The 22,955-nt window shown below is 69.0% G+C and carries 21 protein-coding genes, 1 tRNA gene and 2 pseudogenes; 14 read left to right on the top strand and 10 right to left on the bottom strand.

What is annotated here, in order from left to right; genetic code table 11:
- Positions 1-146: 146 nt before the first annotated feature.
- From AB0K73_RS08040 to AB0K73_RS08030, 3 genes are read right to left on the bottom strand one after another with little or no spacing between them, the layout of a single operon-like run.
- The gene (locus tag AB0K73_RS08040) at positions 147-1,082 is read right to left on the bottom strand and encodes an NUDIX hydrolase (protein WP_360516923.1); all 936 of its coding nucleotides are present in this window, start codon (positions 1,080-1,082) and stop codon (positions 147-149) included.
- The gene (locus tag AB0K73_RS08035; RefSeq protein ID WP_360516926.1) at positions 1,079-3,253 is read right to left on the bottom strand and encodes an RNA degradosome polyphosphate kinase; all 2,175 of its coding nucleotides are present in this window, start codon (positions 3,251-3,253) and stop codon (positions 1,079-1,081) included. Before AB0K73_RS08035 ends, AB0K73_RS08040 begins: the two co-directional genes overlap by 4 nt.
- A gap of 46 nt (positions 3,254-3,299) precedes the next feature.
- Positions 3,300-3,989 carry a response regulator transcription factor gene (locus AB0K73_RS08030; protein WP_360516929.1) on the bottom strand — a complete coding sequence of 230 codons (690 nt, stop codon included), beginning with the start codon at positions 3,987-3,989 and terminating at the stop codon, positions 3,300-3,302.
- 103 nt (positions 3,990-4,092) lie between these two features.
- Between AB0K73_RS08030 and AB0K73_RS08025 the strand changes: the two genes are divergently transcribed.
- The 4 genes from AB0K73_RS08025 (at position 4,093) to AB0K73_RS08010 (ending at position 7,165) form a co-directional block, all read left to right on the top strand.
- The gene (locus tag AB0K73_RS08025) at positions 4,093-4,407 is read left to right on the top strand and encodes a hypothetical protein (protein WP_360516932.1); all 315 of its coding nucleotides are present in this window, start codon (positions 4,093-4,095) and stop codon (positions 4,405-4,407) included.
- Between the two features lie 138 nt (positions 4,408-4,545).
- Complete coding sequence (locus AB0K73_RS08020) at positions 4,546-5,154, top strand: FABP family protein (protein WP_360516935.1); 609 nt, start codon at positions 4,546-4,548, stop codon at positions 5,152-5,154.
- Positions 5,154-6,311, top strand: a complete 1,158-nt coding sequence (locus AB0K73_RS08015; protein ID WP_360516938.1) for a folate-binding protein — start codon at positions 5,154-5,156, stop codon at positions 6,309-6,311. The genes AB0K73_RS08020 and AB0K73_RS08015 overlap by 1 nt, the downstream gene beginning before the upstream one ends.
- Positions 6,312-6,418: 107 nt before the next feature.
- Positions 6,419-7,165, top strand: a complete 747-nt coding sequence (locus tag AB0K73_RS08010) for a phosphoglyceromutase (RefSeq protein WP_360516942.1) — start codon at positions 6,419-6,421, stop codon at positions 7,163-7,165.
- A gap of 100 nt (positions 7,166-7,265) precedes the next feature.
- On the opposite strand, the gene phoU is transcribed toward AB0K73_RS08010, so the two are convergent.
- On the bottom strand, positions 7,266-7,925 hold the full coding sequence (phoU, locus tag AB0K73_RS08005; protein WP_360516945.1) for a phosphate signaling complex protein PhoU: 660 nt from the start codon (positions 7,923-7,925) through the stop codon (positions 7,266-7,268).
- A 188-nt stretch (positions 7,926-8,113) separates the two neighbouring features.
- On the opposite strand from phoU, the gene AB0K73_RS08000 reads away from it, so the two are divergent.
- Both AB0K73_RS08000 and AB0K73_RS07995 read left to right on the top strand, forming a co-directional pair.
- A complete protein-coding gene (locus AB0K73_RS08000) occupies positions 8,114-9,358 on the top strand; it encodes an ATP-binding protein (RefSeq protein ID WP_360516948.1) in 1,245 nt (414 codons plus the stop codon).
- Positions 9,355-10,035 carry a response regulator transcription factor gene (locus AB0K73_RS07995; RefSeq protein ID WP_360516951.1) on the top strand — a complete coding sequence of 227 codons (681 nt, stop codon included), beginning with the start codon at positions 9,355-9,357 and terminating at the stop codon, positions 10,033-10,035. The genes AB0K73_RS08000 and AB0K73_RS07995 overlap by 4 nt, the downstream gene beginning before the upstream one ends.
- Before the next feature lie 78 nt (positions 10,036-10,113).
- Here AB0K73_RS07995 and AB0K73_RS07990 read toward each other — a convergent pair whose 3' ends face one another.
- The gene (locus tag AB0K73_RS07990) at positions 10,114-10,575 is read right to left on the bottom strand and encodes a DNA modification methylase (RefSeq protein ID WP_360516954.1); all 462 of its coding nucleotides are present in this window, start codon (positions 10,573-10,575) and stop codon (positions 10,114-10,116) included.
- A gap of 160 nt (positions 10,576-10,735) precedes the next feature.
- On the opposite strand from AB0K73_RS07990, the gene AB0K73_RS07985 reads away from it, so the two are divergent.
- The 4 genes from AB0K73_RS07985 to rlmB are packed head-to-tail and all read left to right on the top strand — an operon-like array spanning position 10,736 to position 15,004.
- On the top strand, positions 10,736-11,218 hold the full coding sequence (locus tag AB0K73_RS07985) for a CarD family transcriptional regulator (RefSeq protein WP_056734541.1): 483 nt from the start codon (positions 10,736-10,738) through the stop codon (positions 11,216-11,218).
- A 60-nt stretch (positions 11,219-11,278) separates the two neighbouring features.
- Entirely contained in the window at positions 11,279-12,487 is a 1,209-nt protein-coding gene (gene ispD / locus AB0K73_RS07980; protein ID WP_360516958.1) for a 2-C-methyl-D-erythritol 4-phosphate cytidylyltransferase, read from the top strand.
- 40 nt (positions 12,488-12,527) lie between these two features.
- Positions 12,528-13,961: a cysteine--tRNA ligase gene (gene cysS, locus AB0K73_RS07975; RefSeq protein WP_360516961.1), complete on the top strand. Its 1,434-nt coding sequence runs from the start codon at positions 12,528-12,530 to the stop codon at positions 13,959-13,961.
- The gene (gene rlmB, locus AB0K73_RS07970) at positions 13,958-15,004 is read left to right on the top strand and encodes a 23S rRNA (guanosine(2251)-2'-O)-methyltransferase RlmB (RefSeq protein ID WP_360516964.1); all 1,047 of its coding nucleotides are present in this window, start codon (positions 13,958-13,960) and stop codon (positions 15,002-15,004) included. Before cysS ends, rlmB begins: the two co-directional genes overlap by 4 nt.
- Positions 15,005-15,047: 43 nt before the next feature.
- On the opposite strand, the gene AB0K73_RS07965 is transcribed toward rlmB, so the two are convergent.
- A complete protein-coding gene (locus AB0K73_RS07965; RefSeq protein ID WP_360516967.1) occupies positions 15,048-16,364 on the bottom strand; it encodes a DUF4032 domain-containing protein in 1,317 nt (438 codons plus the stop codon).
- Positions 16,365-16,480: 116 nt separating this feature from the next.
- Positions 16,481-17,584 (bottom strand): sn-glycerol-3-phosphate ABC transporter ATP-binding protein UgpC, encoded by a 1,104-nt coding sequence (ugpC, locus tag AB0K73_RS07960; RefSeq protein ID WP_360516970.1) that lies wholly within the window; start codon positions 17,582-17,584, stop codon positions 16,481-16,483.
- A 249-nt stretch (positions 17,585-17,833) separates the two neighbouring features.
- Here ugpC and AB0K73_RS07955 point away from each other — a divergent pair, with 249 nt between their 5' ends.
- From AB0K73_RS07955 to AB0K73_RS07945, 3 genes are all read left to right on the top strand, one after another.
- The gene (locus tag AB0K73_RS07955) at positions 17,834-18,772 is read left to right on the top strand and encodes a thioredoxin domain-containing protein (RefSeq protein ID WP_360516973.1); all 939 of its coding nucleotides are present in this window, start codon (positions 17,834-17,836) and stop codon (positions 18,770-18,772) included.
- 82 nt (positions 18,773-18,854) lie between these two features.
- Positions 18,855-18,927: transfer RNA gene (locus tag AB0K73_RS07950), tRNA-Thr, on the top strand.
- A 1-nt stretch (position 18,928) separates the two neighbouring features.
- Positions 18,929-20,017, top strand: coding sequence for a DMT family transporter (locus AB0K73_RS07945; RefSeq protein ID WP_360516976.1), 1,089 nt, complete (start codon positions 18,929-18,931; stop codon positions 20,015-20,017).
- Here AB0K73_RS07945 and AB0K73_RS07940 read toward each other — a convergent pair.
- Positions 20,006-20,453: pseudogene (locus AB0K73_RS07940) on the bottom strand (transposase); the annotation flags it as partial. The gene AB0K73_RS07945 and the pseudogene AB0K73_RS07940 overlap by 12 nt on opposite strands.
- Before the next feature lie 272 nt (positions 20,454-20,725).
- Positions 20,726-21,100, bottom strand: a complete 375-nt coding sequence (locus AB0K73_RS07935) for a MerR family transcriptional regulator (protein WP_360516979.1) — start codon at positions 21,098-21,100, stop codon at positions 20,726-20,728.
- A gap of 75 nt (positions 21,101-21,175) precedes the next feature.
- On the opposite strand from AB0K73_RS07935, the gene AB0K73_RS07930 reads away from it, so the two are divergent.
- On the top strand, positions 21,176-21,964 hold the full coding sequence (locus AB0K73_RS07930; protein ID WP_360516982.1) for an alpha/beta fold hydrolase: 789 nt from the start codon (positions 21,176-21,178) through the stop codon (positions 21,962-21,964).
- Here the strand turns inward: AB0K73_RS07930 and AB0K73_RS07925 are convergent.
- Positions 21,961-22,955 (bottom strand): annotated as a pseudogene (locus AB0K73_RS07925) (IS481 family transposase). The gene AB0K73_RS07930 and the pseudogene AB0K73_RS07925 sit on opposite strands and share 4 nt — an antisense overlap.

Genomic DNA, 22,955 nt, shown 5'->3' with positions numbered 1-22,955 from the left:
GGGGTTCGAATTGCAGGGGTGGGCCGGTGCCGACCCGCCTGCGACGCTAAGTCGCTCGCCTTACGAGCTTCCGCCACGACGGTAAACGGAAGGTGAACGACTGCGGACCAATGCGGATGCGCGCGCGAATCCGCGGCAGGCGCAGGTCAGGCGCGAGGGGCGTGCGTCTCGATCGCGATGATGCCCGAGCCCGAGTTCGTGGCCGAGAGGTGCACGACGCTGAACGCGCCGGCTTCGAGCTCCGCGGCATCCGTCACGTAGGAACCGAGCGGCGTGGCCGTGGCGAGCGCGATCTCGCGGACCATCTCGGGCAGCACCGGCCCGTGGGCGCACATGACGGCGCTCCTGCCAGCGCGAACCCGCTTGCCGATCACTCGCCGCACCTCGGCGGTGCCCGCCTCCCAGGCGTCCTGGCTGATGCCGTCGGCGCGCTTGATCGGAATCCCCGTCGCGGCGGCGAGCGGCGTGACGGTGGTCACGCAGCGAACGGCCGGGCTCGACACGATCCGCTTCGGCGCCCACGCCGTGAGCGTATCGACGAGTGCGGCAGCCTGGGCGACGCCGCGGTCGACGAGCGGCCGCGCGGCATCCGGACCCTTCCAACCGCCGCGCCCAACGGCCTTGCCGTGTCGAAGCAGGATCATCGCGAAGGTGCTCGTGACCCCCTGCTCGACCAGCTTCGCGAAGTTCTCGAGGATCTCGACGTCGGGCCGGTAGCTGAGGTAGCCGCGCGCGCGCTTGATCGTGACCCACTCGAGGGCCGCCACCTCGGCGTTCGGCTTGAACGTCGAGCGCTGCACGGCGCGTTCGCTCACCTCGGCCGCCCAGTAGTGCACGATCTTCTCCCGTCCGCTGGGGAGCGGGTACCGGGAGATGCCGAGGGGCACGCCGAGCGCGACCTCGAGCCCGGTCTCCTCGGCGATCTCGCGCACGGCGGTGCGCGGCAGCGACTCGCCCGGCTCGACCTTGCCCTTGGGGATCGTGACGTCGCCGTACACCGTTCGGTGGATGACGAGCACGTGCACCCTGCCGTCGATGACGCGCCAGCACACGGCGCCGGCCGCGTAGACCGCCGTGGTCACCGCCGCTTCCCCGAACGGGTCCGCTGGCCGATCTGGTGCATCTGGAGGTTCTGGATGTCGACGAGCGGCCGGCCCTCGGCATCGGTCGAGGAGCGGGTCCACTCGCCGTCGCCGTCGAGCCACCACGAACTCGTGGTCTCGTCCATGGCGAGATCGAAGAGTGCGTCGATCTCGGCGAGGTGGTCGGCGTCGGTGAGTCGGACGAGGGCCTCGACGCGCCGGTCGAGGTTGCGGTGCATCATGTCCGCCGACCCGATGTAGACCTGCGGCTCGCCGTCGTTCAGGAACGAGAAGACCCGCGAGTGCTCGAGGTACCGCCCGAGGATCGAACGAACCCGGATGTTCTCGCTCAGTCCCGGGATGCCCGGCCGCAGGCTGCAGATGCCGCGAACCCACACGTCGACCGGCACACCCGCGTTCGAGGCGCGGTAGAGCGCGTCGATGATCGCCTCGTCGACGATCGAGTTCACCTTGATCCGGATGCCGCTGGGCTTGCCGGCCTCGGCGTTGCGCGTCTCGGCGGCGATGAGCTTGAGCAGACCCTTCCGAAGGTGCAATGGTGCCACGAGGAGTCGCTTGAACTTCTTCTCGATGGCGTACCCCGAGAGCTCGTTGAAGAGTCGGGTGAGGTCCTTGCCGACCTGGTCGTCGGCGGTGAGGAGGCCGAGGTCCTCGTAGATGCGGCTCGTCTTCGGGTTGTAGTTGCCCGTGCCGATGTGGCTGTAGTGCCGCAGCACGCCCTTCTCCTGACGGATGACGAGCGCGAGCTTGCAGTGCGTCTTCAACCCGACGAGGCCGTAGACGACGTGCACGCCCGCCTTCTCGAGCTTGCGCGCCCACGTGATGTTCGCGGCCTCGTCGAACCGGGCCTTGATCTCGACGAGCGCGAGCACCTGCTTGCCCGACTCGGCCGCGTCGATCAACGCCTCCACGATGGGCGAGTCGCCCGAGGTGCGGTACAGGGTCTGCTTGATGGCGAGGACGTCGGGGTCTGCCGCGGCCTGCTCGAGGAACGCCTGCACGCTCGTGGCGAAGGATTCGTAGGGGTGGTGCAGCAGCACGTCCTTGCGGGAGATGGCCGCGAAGACGTCGGGCCGCATGTTCGGCTCGGAGGGCTGGAGCAGGACGCTCGTCGTCGGCACGTGCGTGGGATAGTGCAGTTCGGGCCGGTCGAGTCGGGCCAGGTCGAAGAGCCCGCCGAGGTCGAGCGGGGCGGGCAGGCGCACGATGCTCTCCTCGGGGAGGTCGAGTTCGCGCGACAGCAGCCCGAGCGTCACGTCGTCCATGTCGGCGGTGATCTCGAGTCGGATCGGCGGACCGAACCGGCGCCGGAGCAGCTCCTTCTCGAGGGCCTGGATGAGGCTCTCGGTCTCGTCCTCCTCGATCTCGACGTCCTCGTTGCGGGTGACCCGGAACACGTGGTGCTCGAGGATCTCCATGCCGGGGAAGAGGTCGCCGAGGTGGTTGGCGATGAGCTCCTCGAGTGCGACGTAGCGGGCGTCCTCGATCGATTCCGTCGGGTCGACGCGCACGAAGCGCGGCAGCATCTGCGGCACCTTCACGCGGGCGAACTCCTGCCGTCCGGTGCGGCTGTTGCGCACCCGCACCGACAGGTTGAGCGAGAGGCCCGAGATGTAGGGGAACGGATGCGCCGGGTCGACGGCGAGCGGCATCAGCACCGGGAAGATCTGGCTCGAGAAGTACCCGCGCAGGTGCCCGACCTCGGTCTCACCGAGCTCGTGCCACGCGACGATGCGGATGCCGCCGTCGGCGAGTGCGGGCTTCACGAGGTCCTGGTATGCGGCGGCGTGCCGCTGCTGCAGCTCCCCGGCCTTCCTCGCGATGTCGGTCAGGACGTCGACCGGCGACCGTCCGACGTTCGTCGGAACGGCGAGGCCGGTGGCGATCCGGCGCTTGAGGCCGGCGACGCGCACCATGAAGAACTCGTCGAGGTTCGAGGCGAAGATCGCGAGGAAGTTCGCACGCTCGAGCACCGGGATGCGCGGGTCCTCGGCGAGTTCGAGCACGCGCTGGTTGAACGCCAGCCAGCCGAGCTCGCGGTCGAGGTAGCGTTCGGCGAGCAGCTCGGGCGCGCCTTCGATGTCGAAGGGCTCGAAGTCGTCGTCGAAATCACTCGACGTGCGGTCTTCGTCGAGGACGCTGTCGGTCATCCCCTCATCATGCCATTGGCGTCAGTCAGGGCAGGTGGGCACCGGGTCAACGTGCGGTGATGGGGGCTCCCTCATCGTCTTCCTCGTGCACGTTGAAGCGGTATCCCACATTCCGCACGGTGCCGATGAGGCTGTCGAGGTCGCCGAGCTTCGCTCGCAGTCGCCGCACGTGCACGTCGACCGTTCGCGTGCCGCCGAAGTAGTCGTAGCCCCAGACCTCGCTCAGCAGCTGCTCGCGGGTGAAGACCCGCGAGGGGTGTGCAGCGAGGAATCGGAGCAGCTCGAATTCCTTATACGTCAGGTCGAGCGTGCGGCCGTGCACCTTCGCGGAATAGCTCGCCTCGTCGATGACGACACCGGAGGTCTGGATCCGCTCGCTGGGCTGCGTCGTCTGGGCCCGGCCGATGGCGAGGCGGATGCGGGCATCGAGCTCGGCGGGGCCGGCATGCTCGAGCACCACATCGTCGATGCCCCAGTCGGGCGTGACCGCGGTGAGGCCGCCCTCGGTGACGACGAGGATGAGCGGCACCGAGATGCCGGTGGTGCGCAGGATCTGCGACAGCGCCTTCGCCGCGGCGAGGTTGGTGCGCGCATCGAGGAAGACGAGATCGGATTCGGGCGCCCTGACCAGCTGCTCAGGCGAAGCGGGGATGACCCGCGTTCGGTGAGACAGGAGCGACAGAGCCGGGAGAACGTCTTCGTTGGCTGCCGGCGACAGGATCAGCAGCTGCGCCACGGCAGTACTCCCTCCGCAGTCACTGGCCTCCAGTAGTAAGGTGCGGTCAATACTACGTGACGCCGGACATCGGCGGTTGCGACGCGAAACAGAGAGTCAGACGATGCAGGCGGGTTCGGAGACGCGAGGCGGATGGCCGGGCATCCTGCTCATCTGGGTGATCGCGATCGTCGGCGCGGTGACGGTCCTCGCGCTCGCGTACTCGGGTACGACGAACTGGTTCGGTGACTCGTCGCGGCTGGGGGTCTACGGTGCGCTCGGCATCGTGTTCGCCACATCCGTGGTCGCCTCGCTCGCCGTGCAGCTCGCCACCCGCCGCCCGAGCGGGTTCGTCACGCGCGCGAGCACGAGCATCGCCGGGGCGGCACTCGTGGTGGTGCTGGCGGCGCTCGCCGTGGTGCCGGTCGCCTCCGCCTGACGGGTAGAATCGGGAGCATGTCGCAGCTGCTCGCCCTCGAACTCCTCTTCATCGGCCTGCTCGGACTCGCGAGCCTCGCGATCGCCTGGGTCAGTGGCGTCGTCGTCTACAAGCTGTTCCGGGGGCAGCGCTAATCGCATGATCGAGCTGCCCGTCGATCTTCCGGCCGAGCTCGTTCCGCTCTCCTGGCTCATCGGGGTCTGGGAGGGGTCGGGCGTGATCGACTACAAGGTGGGCAGCGAGGCGATCACCCATGAGTTCGGCCAGCGCGTGAGCTTCAGCCACGACGGGATGCCGCACCTCAACTACACGTCGTACACGTGGTTGTTCCCCGAGCAACCCGGCGGCGACCCCAGCCCGCTCGCGACCGAGACGGGCTACTGGCGCCTCGAGCGCCCCCTCGGTGAGGGCGACGCCGGTCCGGCGCTGCTTCCCGCGGTGGGGGAGTCGCGCTATCGCGACGCCGATTCGGTCGAGACGTTGCGCAACGCCGACGGCGGGTTCGATCTCGAGGTGTCGCTCGTGCATCCCGGCGGGGTCGCCGAGCTCTACCTCGGACAGGTCAAGGGCCCCCGCATCGACCTCGGCACCGATGCGGTGATGCGCACGGCCGGCGCCAAGGACTACGCCGCCGCGACCCGGCTCTACGGGCTCGTCGACGGGCACCTGCTCTGGGCTTGGGACATCGCCGCCCTCGGCCAGGACCTGCGGACCCACGCGTCCGCCCGACTCGCGAAGGTCGACTGATGACCCCCACCCCATTCCTCGCCCTCGACGGCGCCGTCGCCGCCGAGGGGGTCGACGAGGGCGTCGCCGGCCACTACGGCAACCCGATCGTCGAGCAGCGTCGGCTCGAGCGGGGCGAGGCGATCGTCGACTGCTCCAGCCGCGGCGTCCTCACCGTGACGGGGCCAGACCGGCTCACGTGGCTGCACTCGATGGCGAGCCAGGTGCTCGATCGGCTCGCTCCGGGCGATTCGGCCGAGGCGCTCTTCCTCGATGCATCCGGTCGCATCGAGCACGTCGTGCACGTCGTCGACGACGGCGAGTCGGCGTGGCTCATCGTCGAGGGGTCGGATGCCGCCCCGCTCGCGACGTGGCTCGACCGCATGCGGTTCATGCTGCGCGTCGAGGTGGCCGACCGCTCCGCCGATGTCGCCGTGCTCGGCGCCATGTCGACCGACGCGCTGGATGCCGCAGCGCCTGCGTTCTCCTCGAACGGCGTCGGGCTCGACTGGCTCGACCCGTGGTCGTCGCCCGCCCCGACGGCGCATCGCTACGCCCCCGACGCCGGCCACCCGGCATCCGCGTGGCACTGGATCGAGCGCATCGTGCCGCGGTCGGCGCTGACCGATGCCGCAGCAGCCGTGCGCGACGGTCGTGTCGCGGTGGCCGGCTCGCTCGCGGCCGAGGCGCTCCGCATCGCCGCGTGGCGTCCGCGCCTCGCGACCGAGGTCGACGAGAAGTCGATCCCGCACGAGCTCGACTGGTTGCGCAGCGCCGTCGACCTCGGCAAGGGCTGCTACAAGGGTCAGGAGACGGTCGCGAAGGTGCTGAACCTCGGCCGCCCGCCGCGTCGGCTGGTGCTGCTCCACCTCGACGGCAGCGATACCGTGCTGCCCGCGCCGGGCGATGCGGTCGTCGGCGAGAAGGTGCGGCCCGAACCGGCGGCGGGGGAGGCGCCCGAACGCAAGGTCGTCGGCCACATCACGTCGAGCGCCATGCACCATGAGCTCGGGCCGGTCGCCCTCGCGATCGTCAAGCGGCAGGTTCCGCCAGAGCTCGAGCTCATCGTGGAGAGCCACGGCACCGACGTCGCGGCGGCGCAGGTCGAGATCGTGCCGGCCAGTGCGGGCGCGGCGGTGGACGTGCCGCGGTTGCCGCGGCTCGGCGTCCGCAAGTGACGTCGCACGCCTCCGCCCACTCGGCCTCGTCGTACGGGCGCAGCACGTGAACGCGCGGATGAGGGCCAGGACGAAGCTGGAAGTCCGCCCGGGCTAGGCTGGTCGGCATGCCACACACCCTCGTGCTGCTGCGCCATGGCCAGAGCGATTGGAACCAGAAGAACCTGTTCACCGGCTGGGTGGACGTGCGGCTCAGCGAGCTCGGTCGCACCGAAGCCCGGCGCGCGGGCGAGCTCCTCGTCGAACGCGGCGTGCTGCCCGACGTGCTGCACACCTCGGTGCTCACCCGCGCCATCCAGACGGCCGAGATCGCCCTCGAGGTCGCCGATCGCCTCTGGATCGACGTGCGCCGTTCCTGGCGACTCAACGAACGCCACTACGGCGCGCTGCAGGGACTCGACAAGGCCGAGACCCTCGAGAAGTACGGCCAGGAGCAGTTCATGCTCTGGCGCCGCTCCTTCGACACGCCCCCGCCGCCCATCGACGACGACAGCCAGTGGTCGCAGGTCGGCGACCCGCGCTACGCGAACCTCTCCGACGACGAGATGCCGCGCACCGAGTGCCTGAAGGACGTCATCGCGCGCATGCTCCCGTACTGGGAGCACGACATCACCGCCGACCTCGCCGCCGGCAAGACCGTGCTCGTCGCGGCGCACGGCAACTCGCTGCGCGCGCTCGTGAAGCACCTCGACGGCATCAGCGACGCCGACATCGCCGAGCTGAACATCCCCACGGGCATCCCGTTGGTCTACGAGCTCGGCGACGACTTCATGCCGACGAAGCCCGGCGAGTACCTCGACCCCGAGGCCGCCGCAGCCGGTGCGGCCGCCGTCGCGGCGCAGGGAAAGAAGTAACCGCAGGCACCGACGAGGAAGGGCGGGGGATGTCGCATCCCTCGCCCTTCCCGTCTGTCGGGTGCGCCCGGTGTCAGAGCACCTGCGTCAGCGCCTGGCGTCAGAGCGCCGACTTCTCGGGGTCCCAGTCGCCGGTCGCGAGGTACTGCACCTTCTTGGCGATCGACACGGCGTGGTCGGCGAACCGCTCGTGGTACCGGCTCGCGAGCGTCGCGTCGACCGTGTCGACAGCCTGGCCCTTCCACGTCTCGCCGAGCACCTTGTCGAACACCGAGAGGTGCAGGGCGTCGATCTTGTCGTCCTCGTTGCGGATCTCCTCGGCGAGCTCGACGTCCTCGGTGCGCAGGAGTTCGACGAGCTTCCGTGCGATCTCGACGTCGAGCGAGCCCATCTCGGCGAACGTCGGCCGCAGTGATTTCGGCACCACCTTGTCGGGGAAGCGGTAGCGGGCCAACTGCGAGATGTGGGTCGACATGTCGCCCATGCGCTCCAGCGAAGCGCTGATGCGCAGCGCGCTCACGACGATCCGCAGGTCGCGGGCGACCGGTTGCTGGCGCGCGAGGATCGTGATCGCCAGCTCATCGAGTGAGACCGTCAGCTGGTCGATGCGGTCGTCGTCGGCGATCACCTCCTCGGCGAGGCTCACGTCCGAGCTGTTGAAGGCGCGGGTGGCTTTCTCGATGGAGTCGGCGACGAGTTGGGCGGTTTCCACGAGTCGGTCCTGCACCTCGCGCAGCTCCTGCTGGAACACCTCACGCATGAAACGAAATCCTTGTCTGTTCGATCCCGCGCAGGCGCGCGCGGGTCCACCGGTTCGATCCGGCCCCGGGACATCCTCCCCGTCGGAGGTGAACAGCAGGTGCCGGGACGCTGAACACTCCCTAACCTACCGCCGTCCTGCAGGCTGAGCCGCGGATCGGTCCCAGCGCGAGTGGTTAGGGTGAAGCCATGGACTCCATGTGGGTGGTGCTCACGGCACTGGCCTTCGGCATCTTCCTCGGGGCCGCATTCGTCATCGTGCTGCACATGGCGGAGCGCCGCGGATCGAGCGCCGCGCGCGTCGTCGCCCCCACCATTCCCGACGGCGTCGACCAGATGCTCGAGGTGCTGGAGTCGGCCGGCGTCGTGCTCGATCCGTCGAACAACGTGCTGAAGGCCTCGCCCGGCGCGCTCGCGATGGGTCTGGTGCGGCACCGTTCGCTCACGCACGCCGAACTGCTCGAGCTCGTGGCATCCGTTCGCCGTACGGGTGAACCGATCACCAAGGAGCTGAGCGTGACGCGCGGCCCGTTCGGGGAGTCGACGCTGCGGCTGCGCGTGCTCGTGGCACGGCTCGGAACCCGGTTCGTGCTGCTGATCGCCGAGGACCGCACCGAGGCGCACCGCCTCGACGAGGTGCGCCGCGACTTCGTGGCGAACATCAGTCACGAGCTGAAGACGCCCATCGCCTCCGTCAGCCTGCTCGCCGAGGCGCTCGACCAGGCCGCCGATGAGCCCGAGCAGGTGCGGCGATTCGCCGGACGGCTGTCGGTGGAGGCGAGCCGGCTGGCACACATCACGAGCGAGGTCATCGAGCTCTCCCGGCTGCAGGCCCGCGACGCGTTGCGTCCCGACGATCTCGTGGACATCGACGAGGTCGTGGCCGCGGCCGTCGACCAGAACCGCGTGGTGGCCGCCGCCAAGCACGTCGACGTGGCGATGCGCTCGTCGACGAAGGCCAGGGTGTGGGGCGACCGCGCGCTCATGATCGTGGCGGTGCACAACCTCGTCGCCAACGCGATCGCCTACTCGAACGAGGGAGGCCGCGTCGGCGTCGGCGCCAAGGTCGTCGACGACACGGTCGAGATCGGCGTCACCGACCAGGGCATCGGCATCGAACCCGACGAGCTCGATCGCGTGTTCGAGCGCTTCTACCGCGTCGACCAGGCGAGATCCCGCAACACCGGCGGGTCGGGCCTCGGGCTCAGCATCGTGAAGCACACCGTGCAGAACCTCGGCGGCGACGTGCGCGTGTGGTCGCAGCCGGGGCGCGGTTCGACGTTCATGATCCGCCTGCCCGTTGCGGAGGCGCCCGCCACCGTGACGGACGAAGCGGTCGAGCACACCGCCGGCGCCCGGCCGGGCCGAGCGGATGTCGCCGCCGCAGCACTCGCGACGAGGCCCGTCGTGTCGAACCGAGGAGAACGTACGTGACCCGCATCCTGCTCGTCGAGGACGAGATCGCCCTCAGCGACCCCTTGAGCTTCCTGCTCGGGCGGGAGGGCTACGAGGTGGAGGTGGCTGCCGACGGACTGTCGGCCGTCGCGGCCTTCGACCAGCACGGTGCGGACCTCGTGCTCCTGGACCTCATGCTGCCGGGGCTTCCCGGTACGGAGGTGTGCCGCGAGATCCGGAACCGCTCGAATGTGCCGATCATCATGCTCACCGCGAAGGAATCCGAGATCGACATCGTGGTGGGACTCGAGCTCGGCGCCGACGACTACGTGACGAAGCCGTACTCCACGCGGGAGTTGCTCGCCCGCATCCGGGCGGTGCTGCGCCGACGCAACGAGGTCGAGGACTTCGACGAGGCGATCATCGAAGGCGGGCGCGTGCGCATGGACGTCGACCGGCACACGGTGGAGGTCGACGGCGAGGCTGTGCCCATGCCACTCAAGGAATTCGAGCTCCTCGAGCTGCTGATGCGCAATCCCGGGCGCGTGCTGACCCGCGGACAGCTCATCGACCGCGTCTGGGGATCGGACTACTTCGGCGACACCAAGACGCTCGACGTGCACATCAAGCGCATCCGGTCGAAGATCGAGCTGCACCCGTCGGAGCCCGTGCAACTCGTCACGGTGCGAGGGCTCGGATACCGCTTCGAGTCCTAGGGTCGCTCCCGGTCGTCGAAGCGCGGCGAAGGGGCATCCCGAACGTGGTCGAGGCGCAACGAAGCCGCGATCCGTGACCTACGGGGCGAGCTCGGCGTACTCAGGAAGCCGTGCGTCGAGCACCGGCACCTGCTTCTCGACGCCCTCGGCGTCGCCCGCCTGGAAGTACATCGGCAGGAGACCGCCGACCTCCGCGTCGATGCCCTCGAGGACGACCTGCTCCTCGTCCTCGGAGCCGAGCACGAGGGTCTCGCCGGCAGGCACGTCGATCTCGAGTTCGTCGCCGCCGTCGCCGTACTGCACGGTGATCGTCGCACGGTCGTCACCCCGGTTCACCACGCTCATGACCAGCGTGCCGTCTTCGCCGTCTTCGCTGACGATGAGGATGTTGCGCACGTCGACGTCTCCGAGGTTCGCCGAGACGCCGTCGCTGGGCTCGTACTTCTCGGTGGTCGCCTGGTTGGTGATCATCGAGCAGCCGCTCGCGGCCACGACGAGACCAAGGGCCAGAGCAGCGGATGCCGCGAGACGCGCCTTCACAGAACCTCCAAGTGCGAGCATGCGCGCGAAACAGAAGCATGCTCGCGCGAGGGATCGATCCGAGTGTAGCCTACCGGCGCGCCCGGGCTTGGAAGGGTTGGCGAACCTTAGCATGAACCCGAATGTGATATCCTGAAAGTTGCCGAAAGGACATACATTCATGCTTTTTGAGGTTGGCGAAACCGTCGTTTACCCCCACCACGGAGCCGCAACGATCACCGAAGTGAAGAAACGGATCATCAAGGGTGAAGAGAAGCTCTACCTCAAGCTGAACGTCACGCAGGGCGACCTCGTCATCGAGGTGCCCGCTGAGAACGTCGACCTCGTCGGCGTCCGCGACGTCATCGGCAAGGAGGGCCTCGACAAGGTCTTCGAGGTGCTGCGCGCCCCCTTCACCGAGGAGCCCACCAACTGGTCCCGCCGCTACAAGGCGAACCTCGAGAAGCTCGCCTCCGGCGATGTCATCAAGGTCTCCGAGGTCGTCCGCGACCTGTGGCGCCGCGACCAGGACCGCGGCCTCTCCGCAGGCGAGAAGCGCATGCTCGCCAAGGCACGTCAGATCCTGATCTCCGAGCTCGCGCTCGCCGAGAAGACCGATGAGGAGCAGGCGTCCACCGTGCTCGACGAGGTGCTCGCGTCCTAGTCGACCCGGCGGTCGAGTAGCGGCGAAGCCGCGTAACGAGAGCCGCGATACGCTCGACCCATGAGCGCGTCAACGGTCGCCGTCATCGTCGTCGCCGCGGGCAGCGGCACCCGGCTCGGGCATTCGGAGCCCAAGGCGTTCGTGCCGCTCGGCGGCGACACGATCCTCGGCGTCGCGCTCGATGCCGTGCTCGGCATGCGCGAGACGCCGCACGTCATCGTCGTCGTTCCGACCGACCGCGTCGACGAGACGCGCGCGCGGTACGCCTGCGTCGCGGCCGCGGCATCCGCTGGGTTCGACGTCGTCTCCGGTGGCGCGAGCCGTCAGGAGTCGGTTGCCCACGGCCTGGCCGTGCTGCCGCAGGAGATCGCCACCGTGCTCGTGCACGATGCGGCCCGGCCCCTCACGCCCGCGATCGTCTTCGACGAGGTCGTGGCCGCCGTGCGATCGCGCGGGCACGGCGTCGTGCCGGCCCTCGACGTCGTCGACACCATCAAGCGGGTCGGCGAGCACGGCCGCGTGCTCGAGACCGTCGACCGCTCGGCGCTCGCCGCGGTGCAGACCCCGCAGGGGTTCCCGCGGCGCGCGCTCGATGCCGCGTACGCCAGGGCGACGACGGAGTTCACGGATGACGCGGCGCTCGCGGCATCCGCTGGCATGACCGTCGACGCGGTGCCTGGCGACGCGCGCGCCTTCAAGGTGACCCTGCCGTCCGACCTGCGACGGGCCGAGGCGATGGTGGCCGAACGCACCTCGCCGCACGGCGTTCGGGCGGCGCGCAGCGAGGGGGCGGCGCTCCCGCGCATCGGCACCGGCCTCGATGTGCACGCCCTCGCCGACGACACGCGCACGCCGCTCTGGCTGGCGGGCCTCGAGTGGCCGGGCGAGCGCGGGCTCGCCGGTCACAGCGACGGCGACGCCGTGAGCCACGCCATCTGCGATGCGCTGCTCGCAGCGGCCGGGCTCGGCGACGTCGGCAGCGTGTTCGGCACGGGTGACCCGCGCTTCGAGGGGGCGCACGGTGACGTGTTCCTCGCCGAGACCGTACGGCGGGTGCGCGAGGCGGGCTACGTCGTCGGCAACGTCACGGTGCAGCTCGTCGGCAACCGGCCGAAGCTCGCGCCGCGCCGGGCGGAGGCCGAGGCGTTGCTCTCGCGCATCGTCGGAGCGCCCGTGAGCGTGGCGGCGACCACGACCGACGCACTCGGCTTCACAGGTCGCGGCGAGGGCGTGGCCGCGATCGCGACGGCACTCGTCGCGCCGGCCTGAGCGCCCCGTCACGCGGGAGCCCCGCCGGTAGGCTTGCATGGTGACCGTGCGACTCTACGATTCGAAGGACCAAGCCCTGCGTGACTTCGTGCCCCTCCGTGAGGGGCACGTCGGCATGTACGTGTGCGGGCCCACGGTGCAGTCGAGCCCGCACATCGGCCACCTCCGCAGCGCCCTCGTCTACGACATCATGCGCCGCTGGTTCGCCTACCGCGGCAACGAGGTCACCTTCGTGCGCAACGTCACCGACATCGACGACAAGATCCTCGCGGCATCCGAGGACTTCGACGGCGACGGCAAGGTCGAGGAGTGGTGGGCACTCGCCTACCGTGTCGAGCTCGAGTTCACGGCGGCCTACCGCCTGCTCGGCATCCTCTCGCCGACCTACGAGCCGCGAGCGACCGCGAGCGTGCAGCAGATGCAGCAGATCATCGACCGGCTCATCGAGCGCGGCCATGCCTACGCGGCACCGGATGACTCGGGCGACGTGTACTTCGACACCGGCAGTTGGCCCGCCTACGGCGAGCTCACCCGCCAATCCCGCGACCACATGGAGGCCGCCGCCGACGCCGACCCGCGCGGCAAGCGCGACCCGCGCGACTTCGCACTCTGGAAGGGCCACAAGGAGTCCGAACCCGCATCGGCGAGCTGGTCGTCGCCGTGGGGCGACGGCCGCCCGGGCTGGCACATCGAATGCTCCGCGATGGCCACCCGCTACCTCGGAGCGGAGTTCGACATCCACGGCGGCGGACTCGACCTGCGCTTCCCGCATCACGAGAACGAACTCGCGCAGTCCACCGCGGCCGGCGACGGCTACGCGCGGTACTGGGTGCACAACGGGCTCGTCAATGTGGGCGGGCAGAAGATGTCCAAGTCGCTCGGCAATTCGGTGTACGCGAGCGAGCTCCTCGAGCTCGCGTCCCCCCTCGCGGTGCGGTACGTGCTGGGTGCGGCGCACTACCGTTCGACGCTCGACTATTCGCCCACCTCGCTCGGCGAGGCGGAGGCCGCGGTCGACCGCATCCGCTCGTTCCTCACGCGCGTCGAACGCCGGCTCGCCGGCACGCGGTACGTGGGCGTCGGCAGCCCGCTCATCCCCGACGCGTTCGCCGCGGCGATGGACGACGACCTCGGGGTGCCCCAGGCGATCGCAGTGCTGCACGACACCGTGCGCGCCGGCAACCAGGCGCTCGACGCCGAGGACCTGCACGAGGCGGCCGTGCTGCACGGCCAGGTCGTGGCCATGGTCGAGGTGCTCGGCATCGACCCGCGCGACCCGCACTGGGCCTCCGCCGAGACCGGACCCGCGGCATCCGCCCTCGACAGCCTCGTCGCCCGCCTCATCGAGGACAGGCAGGCCGCACGCGACGCGAAGGACTTCGACGCCGCCGACCGGATCCGCGCCGAACTGGCGGCCGCAGGGATCACCATCGAAGACAGTCAGACCGGCACGCATTGGAGCTTGGGATCATGAAGGCAAGCAGCGGCAAGTCCCGCGCCGGAGCCGTCCGCAAGGGCGGGAAGGGCGCAGCGGGAAAGCAGGTCGGCACCGGCGGCCACGGACGCAAATCGCTCGAGGGCAAGGGCCCGACACCGAAGGCCGAAGATCGCGCGTGGCATCCGGCCGGCAAGCGCAAGGCCGCAGAGGAGCGCTACGCGGCCGCGGGCGGCAAGGCCAAGGTCGCCGGCAAGGGTCAGCACCCCGGAGCGCCTCGCGGGGCGTCCGGCGCGTCGCGTCGGGCGAAGTCGGGCGACGAATCCGAGATCGTGACCGGACGCAACTCGGTTGTCGAGGCGCTGCGCGCCCGCATCCCGGCCTCGACGCTCTACGTCGCCGCACGCGTCGAGGTGGACGACCGTGTGAAGGAGGCGATGAAGGTCGCCACGAACCGCGGCATCCCCATCCTCGAGGTCATGCGACCCGAGCTCGACCGTCTCGCGGGGGAGGGCGGCGTGCATCAGGGCCTCGCGCTCAAGGTGCCGCCCTACGAGTACGCGCACCCCATCGAGGAGCTCGACCGAGTGCTCGCGCGCGACCAGACGCCCCTGTTCGTCGCGCTCGACGGCATCACGGATCCACGCAATCTCGGTGCGATCCTCCGGTCGACGGCCGCGTTCGGCGGGCAGGCGGTGATCGTGCCGCAGCGCCGCTCGGTCGGGGTGAACTCCGCCGCGTGGAAGACGTCGGCCGGTGCCGCGGCCCGCGTGCCGGTGGCCATGGCGGCGAACCTGACGCAGACCCTCAAGACGCTCAAGGAACGCGGCGTGTTCGTGCTCGGGCTCGACGGCGATGGCGACGTGTCGCTTCCGGGGCTGTCATGGGCCGAGCGGCCGCTCGTGATCGTCGTCGGAAGCGAGGGCAAGGGGCTCTCCCGACTCGTGGCCGAGACGTGCGATGCGATCGTGTCGATCCCGATCAGCGCGTCGACCGAATCGCTCAACGCCGGGATCGCGGCATCCGTCACCCTCTACGAGATCTCGAAGCTGCGCGCCGCGTCCGGCCCTGTGGTCGAGTAGCGACGAAGGAGCGTACCGAGACCGGGGGTGCGGTGCCGCCCGGTCAGACCTTGAGGCGCCAGTCTTCCTCGTCGTCGGGATCGATCACCGCGATCGCCGACGTCTCGGGCGCCACGACGTCGATCGCGGTCGTGATCGAGCCGGTCGACGGAACGATCATGGTCGCCTCGTCGCGGCGGTGTCGCAGCACGTTGTTGACGTACGACGAGACGGCCTCGGCCAGGGGGATGTCGTGCCCGGCCCGCTGCGCCATGAACCAGCGGTGCTCGAGCAGCTGGTGGAACACCTCGGCGGGTTCGAGCTTGCCGCGCAGGTCGAGCGGGATCGCCCTGACCACGGGCTCGAAGACGCGCATCAACCACTCGTGCGCGACCATCTCCTCATCGAGTTCGGACTTGCCGAACGAGGCCCGGTACGAGTCGAGGTCGTTGAGCAGGCGCCGGGCCTGGTTCTCGCCGGCATCAAGTCCCGTGAGGCGCAGGAGGCGCCGCTGGTGGTGGCCCGCATCGACGACCTTGGGCTGGATGCGCACCGTGGTGCCCGACTCGTCGGTCTTGATGGCGAGCTCCTCGATGTCGAAGCCCAGGTCGTTGAGGCGGTTGACCCGCTCGTTGATGCGCCAGCGCTCGGCCGATGAGAACGACTCGGAGCCGGTGAGCTCCTTCCACAGGCTGCGGTAGGCCTCGACGATGCCGTTCGAGATGTTGACGGGGTCGAGCTCGTCGGCCACCCGGCCGCCGGCCTCGAGGTCGAGCAGTTCTCCGGCTATGTTGACGCGCGCGATCTCGAGGTCGTTCTCGCGCTGGCCGTTGGAGAGGCCATCGTAGAGCTTGCCCGTCTCCGCGTCGACGAGGTACGCCGCGAACGCGCCCGCGTCCCGGCGGAAGAGCGTGTTCGAGAGCGACACGTCGCCCCAGAAGAACCCGACGATGTGCAGGCGCACGAGAAGCACGGCGAGTGCGTCCACGAGACGCGTCGCCGTGTCGGGTCGCAGCGTCTGCGAGAACAGGGCCCGGTAGGGCAGTGAGAACCGGAGATGACGGGTGACGAGCACGGGCTTCAGCGCGTCGCCCTCGGCATCCGTCCGATTGGTGATCACCGCGACCGGCTCGACGCAGGGGATCTCGAGACGCTGCAGGGTGCGCAGGATCTCGTACTCGCCCTTGGCCATCTCGGCGGTCGTCTCCTTGATGGCGACCACGTGGCCGGCGAGGTGTGCGAAGCGCACGAGGTGGCGGGAGATGCCCTTCGGCAGCGCAGCGATGGTGTCGTTGGGCCAGGACTCGAGGGGTAGGTCCCAGGGGAGGTCGAGCAGGGCCGGGTCGGCCATGGCCGAGGTGATCGAAAGTGAGCCGCTCATCGTCGTTCAGCGTAGCCCGGACGTGGAACGGCGGCGCAGTGTACGCCGGCGGCCCGGGAACGGCGATGCCGGCCGGGCCGAGGCCCGGCCGGCATCAACCGGCTGATGCGAGTCGATCAGAGGGCCACGGCCTTGTCGCTCAGGCGCTCGCCCGACTCGGCGTCGAACAGGTGCACGCGGTTCGGCGCGGCCGTGAGGTACACGCGCTCGCCGGCGTTCGGGTGCGTACGGCCGTCCACGCGGGCGACGATGTCGGTGCGCTTGCCCTCGACGGTCGAGTGGCCGTACAGGTAGCCGTCGGCGCCGAGCTCCTCGACGAGGTCGACGTCGACCGCGAGGCCCTCGCCCTCCGTCGGCGACACCAGGATGTCCTCGGGGCGCACGCCGATGGTGGCAATCGGGTTGCCGTCGGCGTCGGCGAGGATCTCGCGGTCGATCGGCACGGTCGCGGTGCCGAACTTCACGCCACCCTCGACGAGGTCGGCGTGGAAGAGGTTCATGGCGGGCGAACCGATGAAGCCGGCGACGAACACGTTGTTCGGCTTCTCGTACAGGTCGCGCGGGGTGCCGACCTGCTGCAGAATGCCGTCCTTCAGCACGGCGATGCGGTCGCCCATGGTGAGGGCCTCGGTCTGGTCGTGCGTGACGTAGACGGTGGTGACGCCGAGGCGACGCTGGAGCGAGGCGATCTGCGTGCGGGTCTGCACGCGCAGCTTCGCATCGAGGTTCGACAGCGGCTCGTCCATGAGGAACACCTGCGGCTGGCGCACGATGGCACGACCCATGGCGACGCGCTGGCGCTGGCCGCCCGAGAGTGCCTTCGGCTTGCGAGCGAGGTAGGGCTCGAGGTCGAGGAGCTTCGCGGCCTCGAGCACTCGCGCGGCGCGCTCCTCCTTGCCGATGCCCGCGATCTTGAGCGCGAAGCCCATGTTCTCGGCAACGGTCATGTGGGGGTACAGCGCGTAGTTCTGGAAGACCATGGCGATGTCGCGGTCCTTCGGGGGCACGTCGGTGACGTTGCGGTCGCCGATGAAGATGTTGCCCTCGTTGACCTCTTCCAGGCCCGCGAGCATGCGGAGCGACGTGGACTTGCCGCAACCGGAGGGGCCGACCAGGACGAGGAACTCGCCGTCGGCGACCTCGAGGTCGAGCTTGTCGACGGCGGGCCGGGTGCTGCCCGGATAGAGGCGGGTGGCCTTGTCGAACGTGACTGATGCCATGATCGTGCTTCTCCTTCACCGGCAGGTACGTGCCGGACGATCCGTAGTGAATGGGAATACGTCGACTTCGGCGGCGACGCCCCCTCAGTATGCCACGCGCGTGAGCGACGAAACGACGCAGGGTGCTCACATGTTCGTCGCAGGCCGCGTACGGCGTCGGCTTGGGTGATTCCCAGACACGCTTCCTACTATCGTTGGTGCGTCCGTGTGCATACGCGCGCGCCCACACAGCGACCGGAGTGACCATCGATGACCTACGGCGGTTCGAACCAGCCACGCCCCTCCCGCAATGAACGCCGGGAGGCGGCTCGTGAGAAGGCCCGCATCCTCCGTGAGGAGCAGAAGAAGCGGGAGCGTCGCAAGAAGCACCTGATTCAGGGCGGCGTCATCGTAGTGGTGCTCGCGATCGCGGCGATCGTCGTCACGGTCATCGTGCAGAGCACGCGGCCGGAGGGCCCCGGTCCCCGGAACATGGCGAGCGACGGCATCCTCCTCACGGCCTCGGAGGACGGCGGCATCACTGCGGTCGAGACGGCGGCGCTCGCCGCGAACGAGACGCCGACCCCCACCGAGCCCGATGAGAGCGGCACGGTGGCGAACATCGTCGTCTACGTCGACTACCTGTGCCCGTTCTGCGGCCAGTTCGAGGCGACGAACTCCGACTCGATCCGCACCATGGTCGAGGAGGGCGCCGCGACCCTCGAGGTGCATCCCGTCTCCATCCTCACGAACAAGTCGGCGGGCACGCAGTACTCGCTCCGAGCCGCCAACGCGGCCGCCTGTGTCGCCGACTCATCGCCTGACTCGTTCTTCGACTTCAACGCGCTCCTCTTCCAGAACCAGCCCGAGGAGGGCACGGCCGGCCTTACCAACGACCAGCTCAAGGACCTTGCCGGCGAGGCGGGCGTGTCCGACCGGTCCGAGGTGGAGAAGTGCATCGACGACGTGCAGTTCAAGTCGTGGGTGCAGGATGCCACGAACCGTGCCCTCACCCAGCCGGTGCCGAACTCCGACCTGCCGTCGATCACGGGCACCCCGACGGTGCTCGTGAACGGACAGCAGTACAGCGGCCGACTCGACGACCCGGCGGAGTTCCAGTCGTTCGTGCTGCAGGCCACGAGCGCGACGTTCAACGACTCCGAGTCGACGCCCACGCCGACGCCCACGCCGACCCCGCCCGCGCAGTAGCGGCATCCGATCGACGACGAGGGCCCGGCGAGTGCCGGGCCTTCGTCGGGTCGGTAGGATGTTCGCGAGGTCGACACCTCAGGCCGGCTTGGCGCAATTGGTAGCGCACCGCTCTTGTAAAGCGGTGGTTGCGGGTTCGAGTCCCGCAGCCGGCTCTTGACTGAGTACCGCGAGACGGATGCCGCGGCCGCGGCGAACTCGGCGGCCGGCGACGTGGGCGTCGGTCCGGGTGCCGCATCGGCGCATCGTCATGCGCACGCCGAGCCGACTCGGCTGCCCATGTGGCTCGCCATCGTCTTCGCACTCGGCTGCGGGGCACTCACCGCCGTGCAGTCGCGGATCAACGGCGAGCTCGCCCGGGCGATCGACGACGCGTACACCGCCGCGGTGATCTCGTTCGGCAGCGGCCTGGTGATCCTGCTCGCGGCACTCGCGATGTGGCGTCCCGGGCGACGGGGCCTCACCGCACTGGCGGCCGGCCTACGCGAACGCACGCTGCCCTGGTGGATGCTGCTCGGCGGCCTCGCGGGCGCGTGGTTCGTCTTGACGCAGGGCTTCTCGGTCGGCGTCGTCGGCGTGGCCCTCTTCACGGTGGCGATCGTCGCGGGCCAGACGCTCGGCGGCATCGTGTTCGACCTCGTCGGGCTCGGCCCGGGCGGGCGGCGGCCACTGACGGTGACCCGCATCGCCGGCGCCGTGCTCGCGCTCGCGGCGATCTCGTGGGCCGTCTGGGCGCAGCTCGAGCGCGACGTGCCGCCCCTCGTCATGCTCCTGCCCTTCCTCGCCGGCGTCGGCGGTGCGTGGCAGCAGGCGGTCAACGGCCGAGTGCGGGGAGTGGCGGCGAGCGCACTCACCGCGACCGTCGTGAACTTCGCGATCGGCAGCGCCGCCCTCGTCGCGGCCATGCTCGTGCACGCGCTCGCGGTGGGTTGGCCCGAAACGCTGCCCGGTGACGCGTGGTTGTACACGGGCGGGGCGATCGGATGCATCTTCATCGCCGGTCAGGCGGTGCTCGTTCGCATCGTCGGCGTGCTCGTGCTCGCCCTCTGCGGAGTCGCCGGTCAGCTCGCGGCGGCGCTCTCGCTGGACCTGCTGGCACCGACCGGGGGCCGTACCGTCGACGTCGCGACGATCGGCGGCACGGCGCTCGCGCTCGTGGCGGTCGTCATCGCGAGTGTGCGCTGGTCGCGTCACAAGCACACGGCGACCGTGGCGGGGCCACCCCGGCGAGTAGGGCGTGTCTGACAATTGGCGGGTCCAGGCGATGACGGCGTTGAGGACGACGGCGGCTCGGTAGGTGACGGCGTGCTTGTTGTAGCGGGTGGCGAGTCCTCGCCTTGCTTGTGCGGCAGTAGTTGCGTTCGATCACGTTCCGGTGGCGGTAGTCGGCAGCGTCGAGCGCGACGGGACGGCCGCCACGTGAGCCGCGCCGCTGGCGGTGGCCCTTCTGGTCATCGGGCTCGGGGATGACGGCCCTGATACTGCGGGTGCGGAGATGACCGCGGATCGCGCGGTACGAGTACGCCTTGTCGCCACGGACAGCGTCCGGTCGGGTGCGGGGTCTGCCTGTGTCGCGTCCGACCCGCAGCTGCGTCATCAGCGGCAGGAACATCGGTGAGTCACCCGCCTGTCCCGGCGTGATCAACGTCACCAACGGCAGCCCGTTGCCGTCGACGAATCTTCGTTGCATGCCAAGGGCCCATGTCGTGCCATCGCAATCTCAGCCTGCAACGCGATGGGGTTCAGCCCACGCTTTCAAGTCGCCGCGCCCGACTACGCCACAGCGTTCGACTATGTCGCTGCGGGACTGATCGATGCGCACGCAACCCGCCATTCGCCGAGGGATCCAGATCCTCCGCGACCATGCGACACGGGCAGCGGAGCTTAACCCCTCGCGAGATTCTGCGGGCGTCACCCGCACAACGCTGCCCCGAGACGGAGAGCCAGGTGCGCTCAGTCGATGCTGCTGTCGGCAAGGGCGGCGGAAGAGACGATGTCATCGAGAAGGGCGCGGGACCGAAGGAGATCGGCGATCGTCGAGTCGATGCGCTCGCGTTCGGCGACGAGACTCTGGGCCAGCCTCGCTGTCGCCCGTTCGTTCGGTCCACCCTCGGGAGCGCGCATACACGGGAGGATCTCCGCGATCCGAACGCTGTGCAAGCCGGCAGCGAATAGCTGCTGCACGAGGATCACGCGATCGACGGCGGCTTCGGAGTACTCGCGCTGTCCGCCAGCGGTCCGCGTCGGCGCCATGAGCTGCTGCTCCTCGTAGTATCGCAAAGACCTAACACTCACGCCTGTGCGACGTGACAACTCACCGATCCTCATTCGCGTCCTTGATGCTCACATTGATGTCAGGTCTTATCGTAGGTCGTTCGCACGCTACCTGAAAGGACCTCGTCGATGTCATCCACGCTCACCCTCGGGGACGGTACACGAATCCGCTACCGAATCGAGGGGCCAGACGACGCTCCGGTGCTCGTCTTGTCAAACTCGATTGCGACGACCTTAGAGATGTGGGATGTCAACGTTCCAGATCTTGCGCGTGCCTTTCGTCTGGTGCGATACGACACGCGCGGGCATGGGCTCTCGGACGCTCCTGCCGGCGCATATTCAGTTGAGCGCCTGGGTAGGGATGTTATCGAGCTGCTCGACGCGTTGAGCGTCGATCGTGCCCACTTCTGCGGCCTCTCCCTTGGAGGTTTGGTCGGCCAATGGCTCGGAGTCCATGCGCCTGAACGTCTCAATCGGTTGATTCTCGCGAACACATCGGCGTATCTAGGGCCCTCGCCACAGTGGGACGCACAGATCGACGGGATTCGTCTTTCGCGGGATCTAACAGATGTCGCGGAGATGTTCTTGAGCAATTGGTTTCCCCTCGAGATCCTGGCTGAGCAATCAACAGTCGAACCGTTCCGCGAGACTCTCGTGAATATGCGAGCGACCGGCCTAGTGGGGTGCATGGCCGCTGTACGTGACGCTGACATGCGTCGCACCATTGCTCTGATTCAAGCCCCGACACTCGTGATCATTGGCGAGCAGGACACCGTGTGCTTGCCGGACCACGGCGCGCTGATCGCTCGAACCATCCCCGCTGCGCAGACGCTCTACCTCTCCGCAATGCATCTTTCGAATGTCGAGAATCCCGAAGCTTTCGTCGACGCCGTACATCGATTCTTGGCGACCGGCTAGGTGTGATGTCCAGGCAAGTTGTTGAGTCTGCTGATGGGCGTGTCGCCGATCGCGGAGTGTCGCCTGTGCTGATTGTAGAAGTGGAGCCAGCCGGGCAGGGTCTGGCGTCGTTCGGTCTCTGAGGTGTAGAGCCTGGCGTACGCCCATCCGTCGGCGAGGGTGCGGTGGAAGCGTTCGATCTTGCCGTTGGTCTGGGGTCGTAGGGGCGGGTCTTCTTCGGGGTGATGCCGAGGTCGGTGCACGCATCGCGCCAGGCGTGCGACTTGTAGGCCGAGCCGTTGTCCGATAGGACCCGTTCGACGATCACCCCGCGTTCGGCGAACGACGCGACGGCTCGGCGTAGGACACCGATCGCGGTCGGTGCTTTCTCGTCAGCGCAGATCTCGGTGTAGGCGACGCGGGAGTAATCGTCGAGGACGGTGTGCACGTAGGCGGTGCCCACTCGTGCTCGTAGCGTTCGTTCCGGCTGCCCGGTGCGGCGAGCGGTGGCTTGGCGGTTCTTCTCTCCCTGGACGAGGCCGAGGAAGCGCCAGCCGCCACCGTCGGGGATGTTGCCGAACTTCGTGACATCGACGTGGATGAGCGAGCCGGGGTGGTCGTGCTCGTATCGGCGCAGCGGTTCGCCGGTGACTCGGTCGATGCGGCTGAGCCGGTTGATGCGGCAGCGGACCAGGACAGCGTGCACGGTCGAGGTCGCCAGGCCGAGTTCGCCGGCGATCTGCGCCGGACCGAGTCGGCGCCGCCACCTCGCTTTGACGATCTTCTTGACGATCAGCTGCGGCGTCTTCGTCGGCATCGAATGCGGTCGGCTCGAGCGATCGGCCATTCCAGCCGGGCCCTCGGCCCGGTACCGGGCCGCCCACCTGCGGGCAGTGACGGTCGAGACCATGAACATCTTCGCCGCTACCGACGGCGTCCAGTGGTCGTCGACGATCAGGCGTGCCAGCCGAAGACGAGCGCGCGGGGTCAACAGCGCGTTAGCGTGGGACAC

The sequence above is a fragment of the Agromyces sp. NPDC052230 genome, assembly GCF_040679595.1.
In the GTDB taxonomy this organism is placed as follows: Bacteria; Actinomycetota; Actinomycetes; order Actinomycetales; family Microbacteriaceae; genus Agromyces.
Note: the sequence above shows the minus strand (reverse complement) of the source record. Positions and strands in the feature narration are given on the sequence as shown.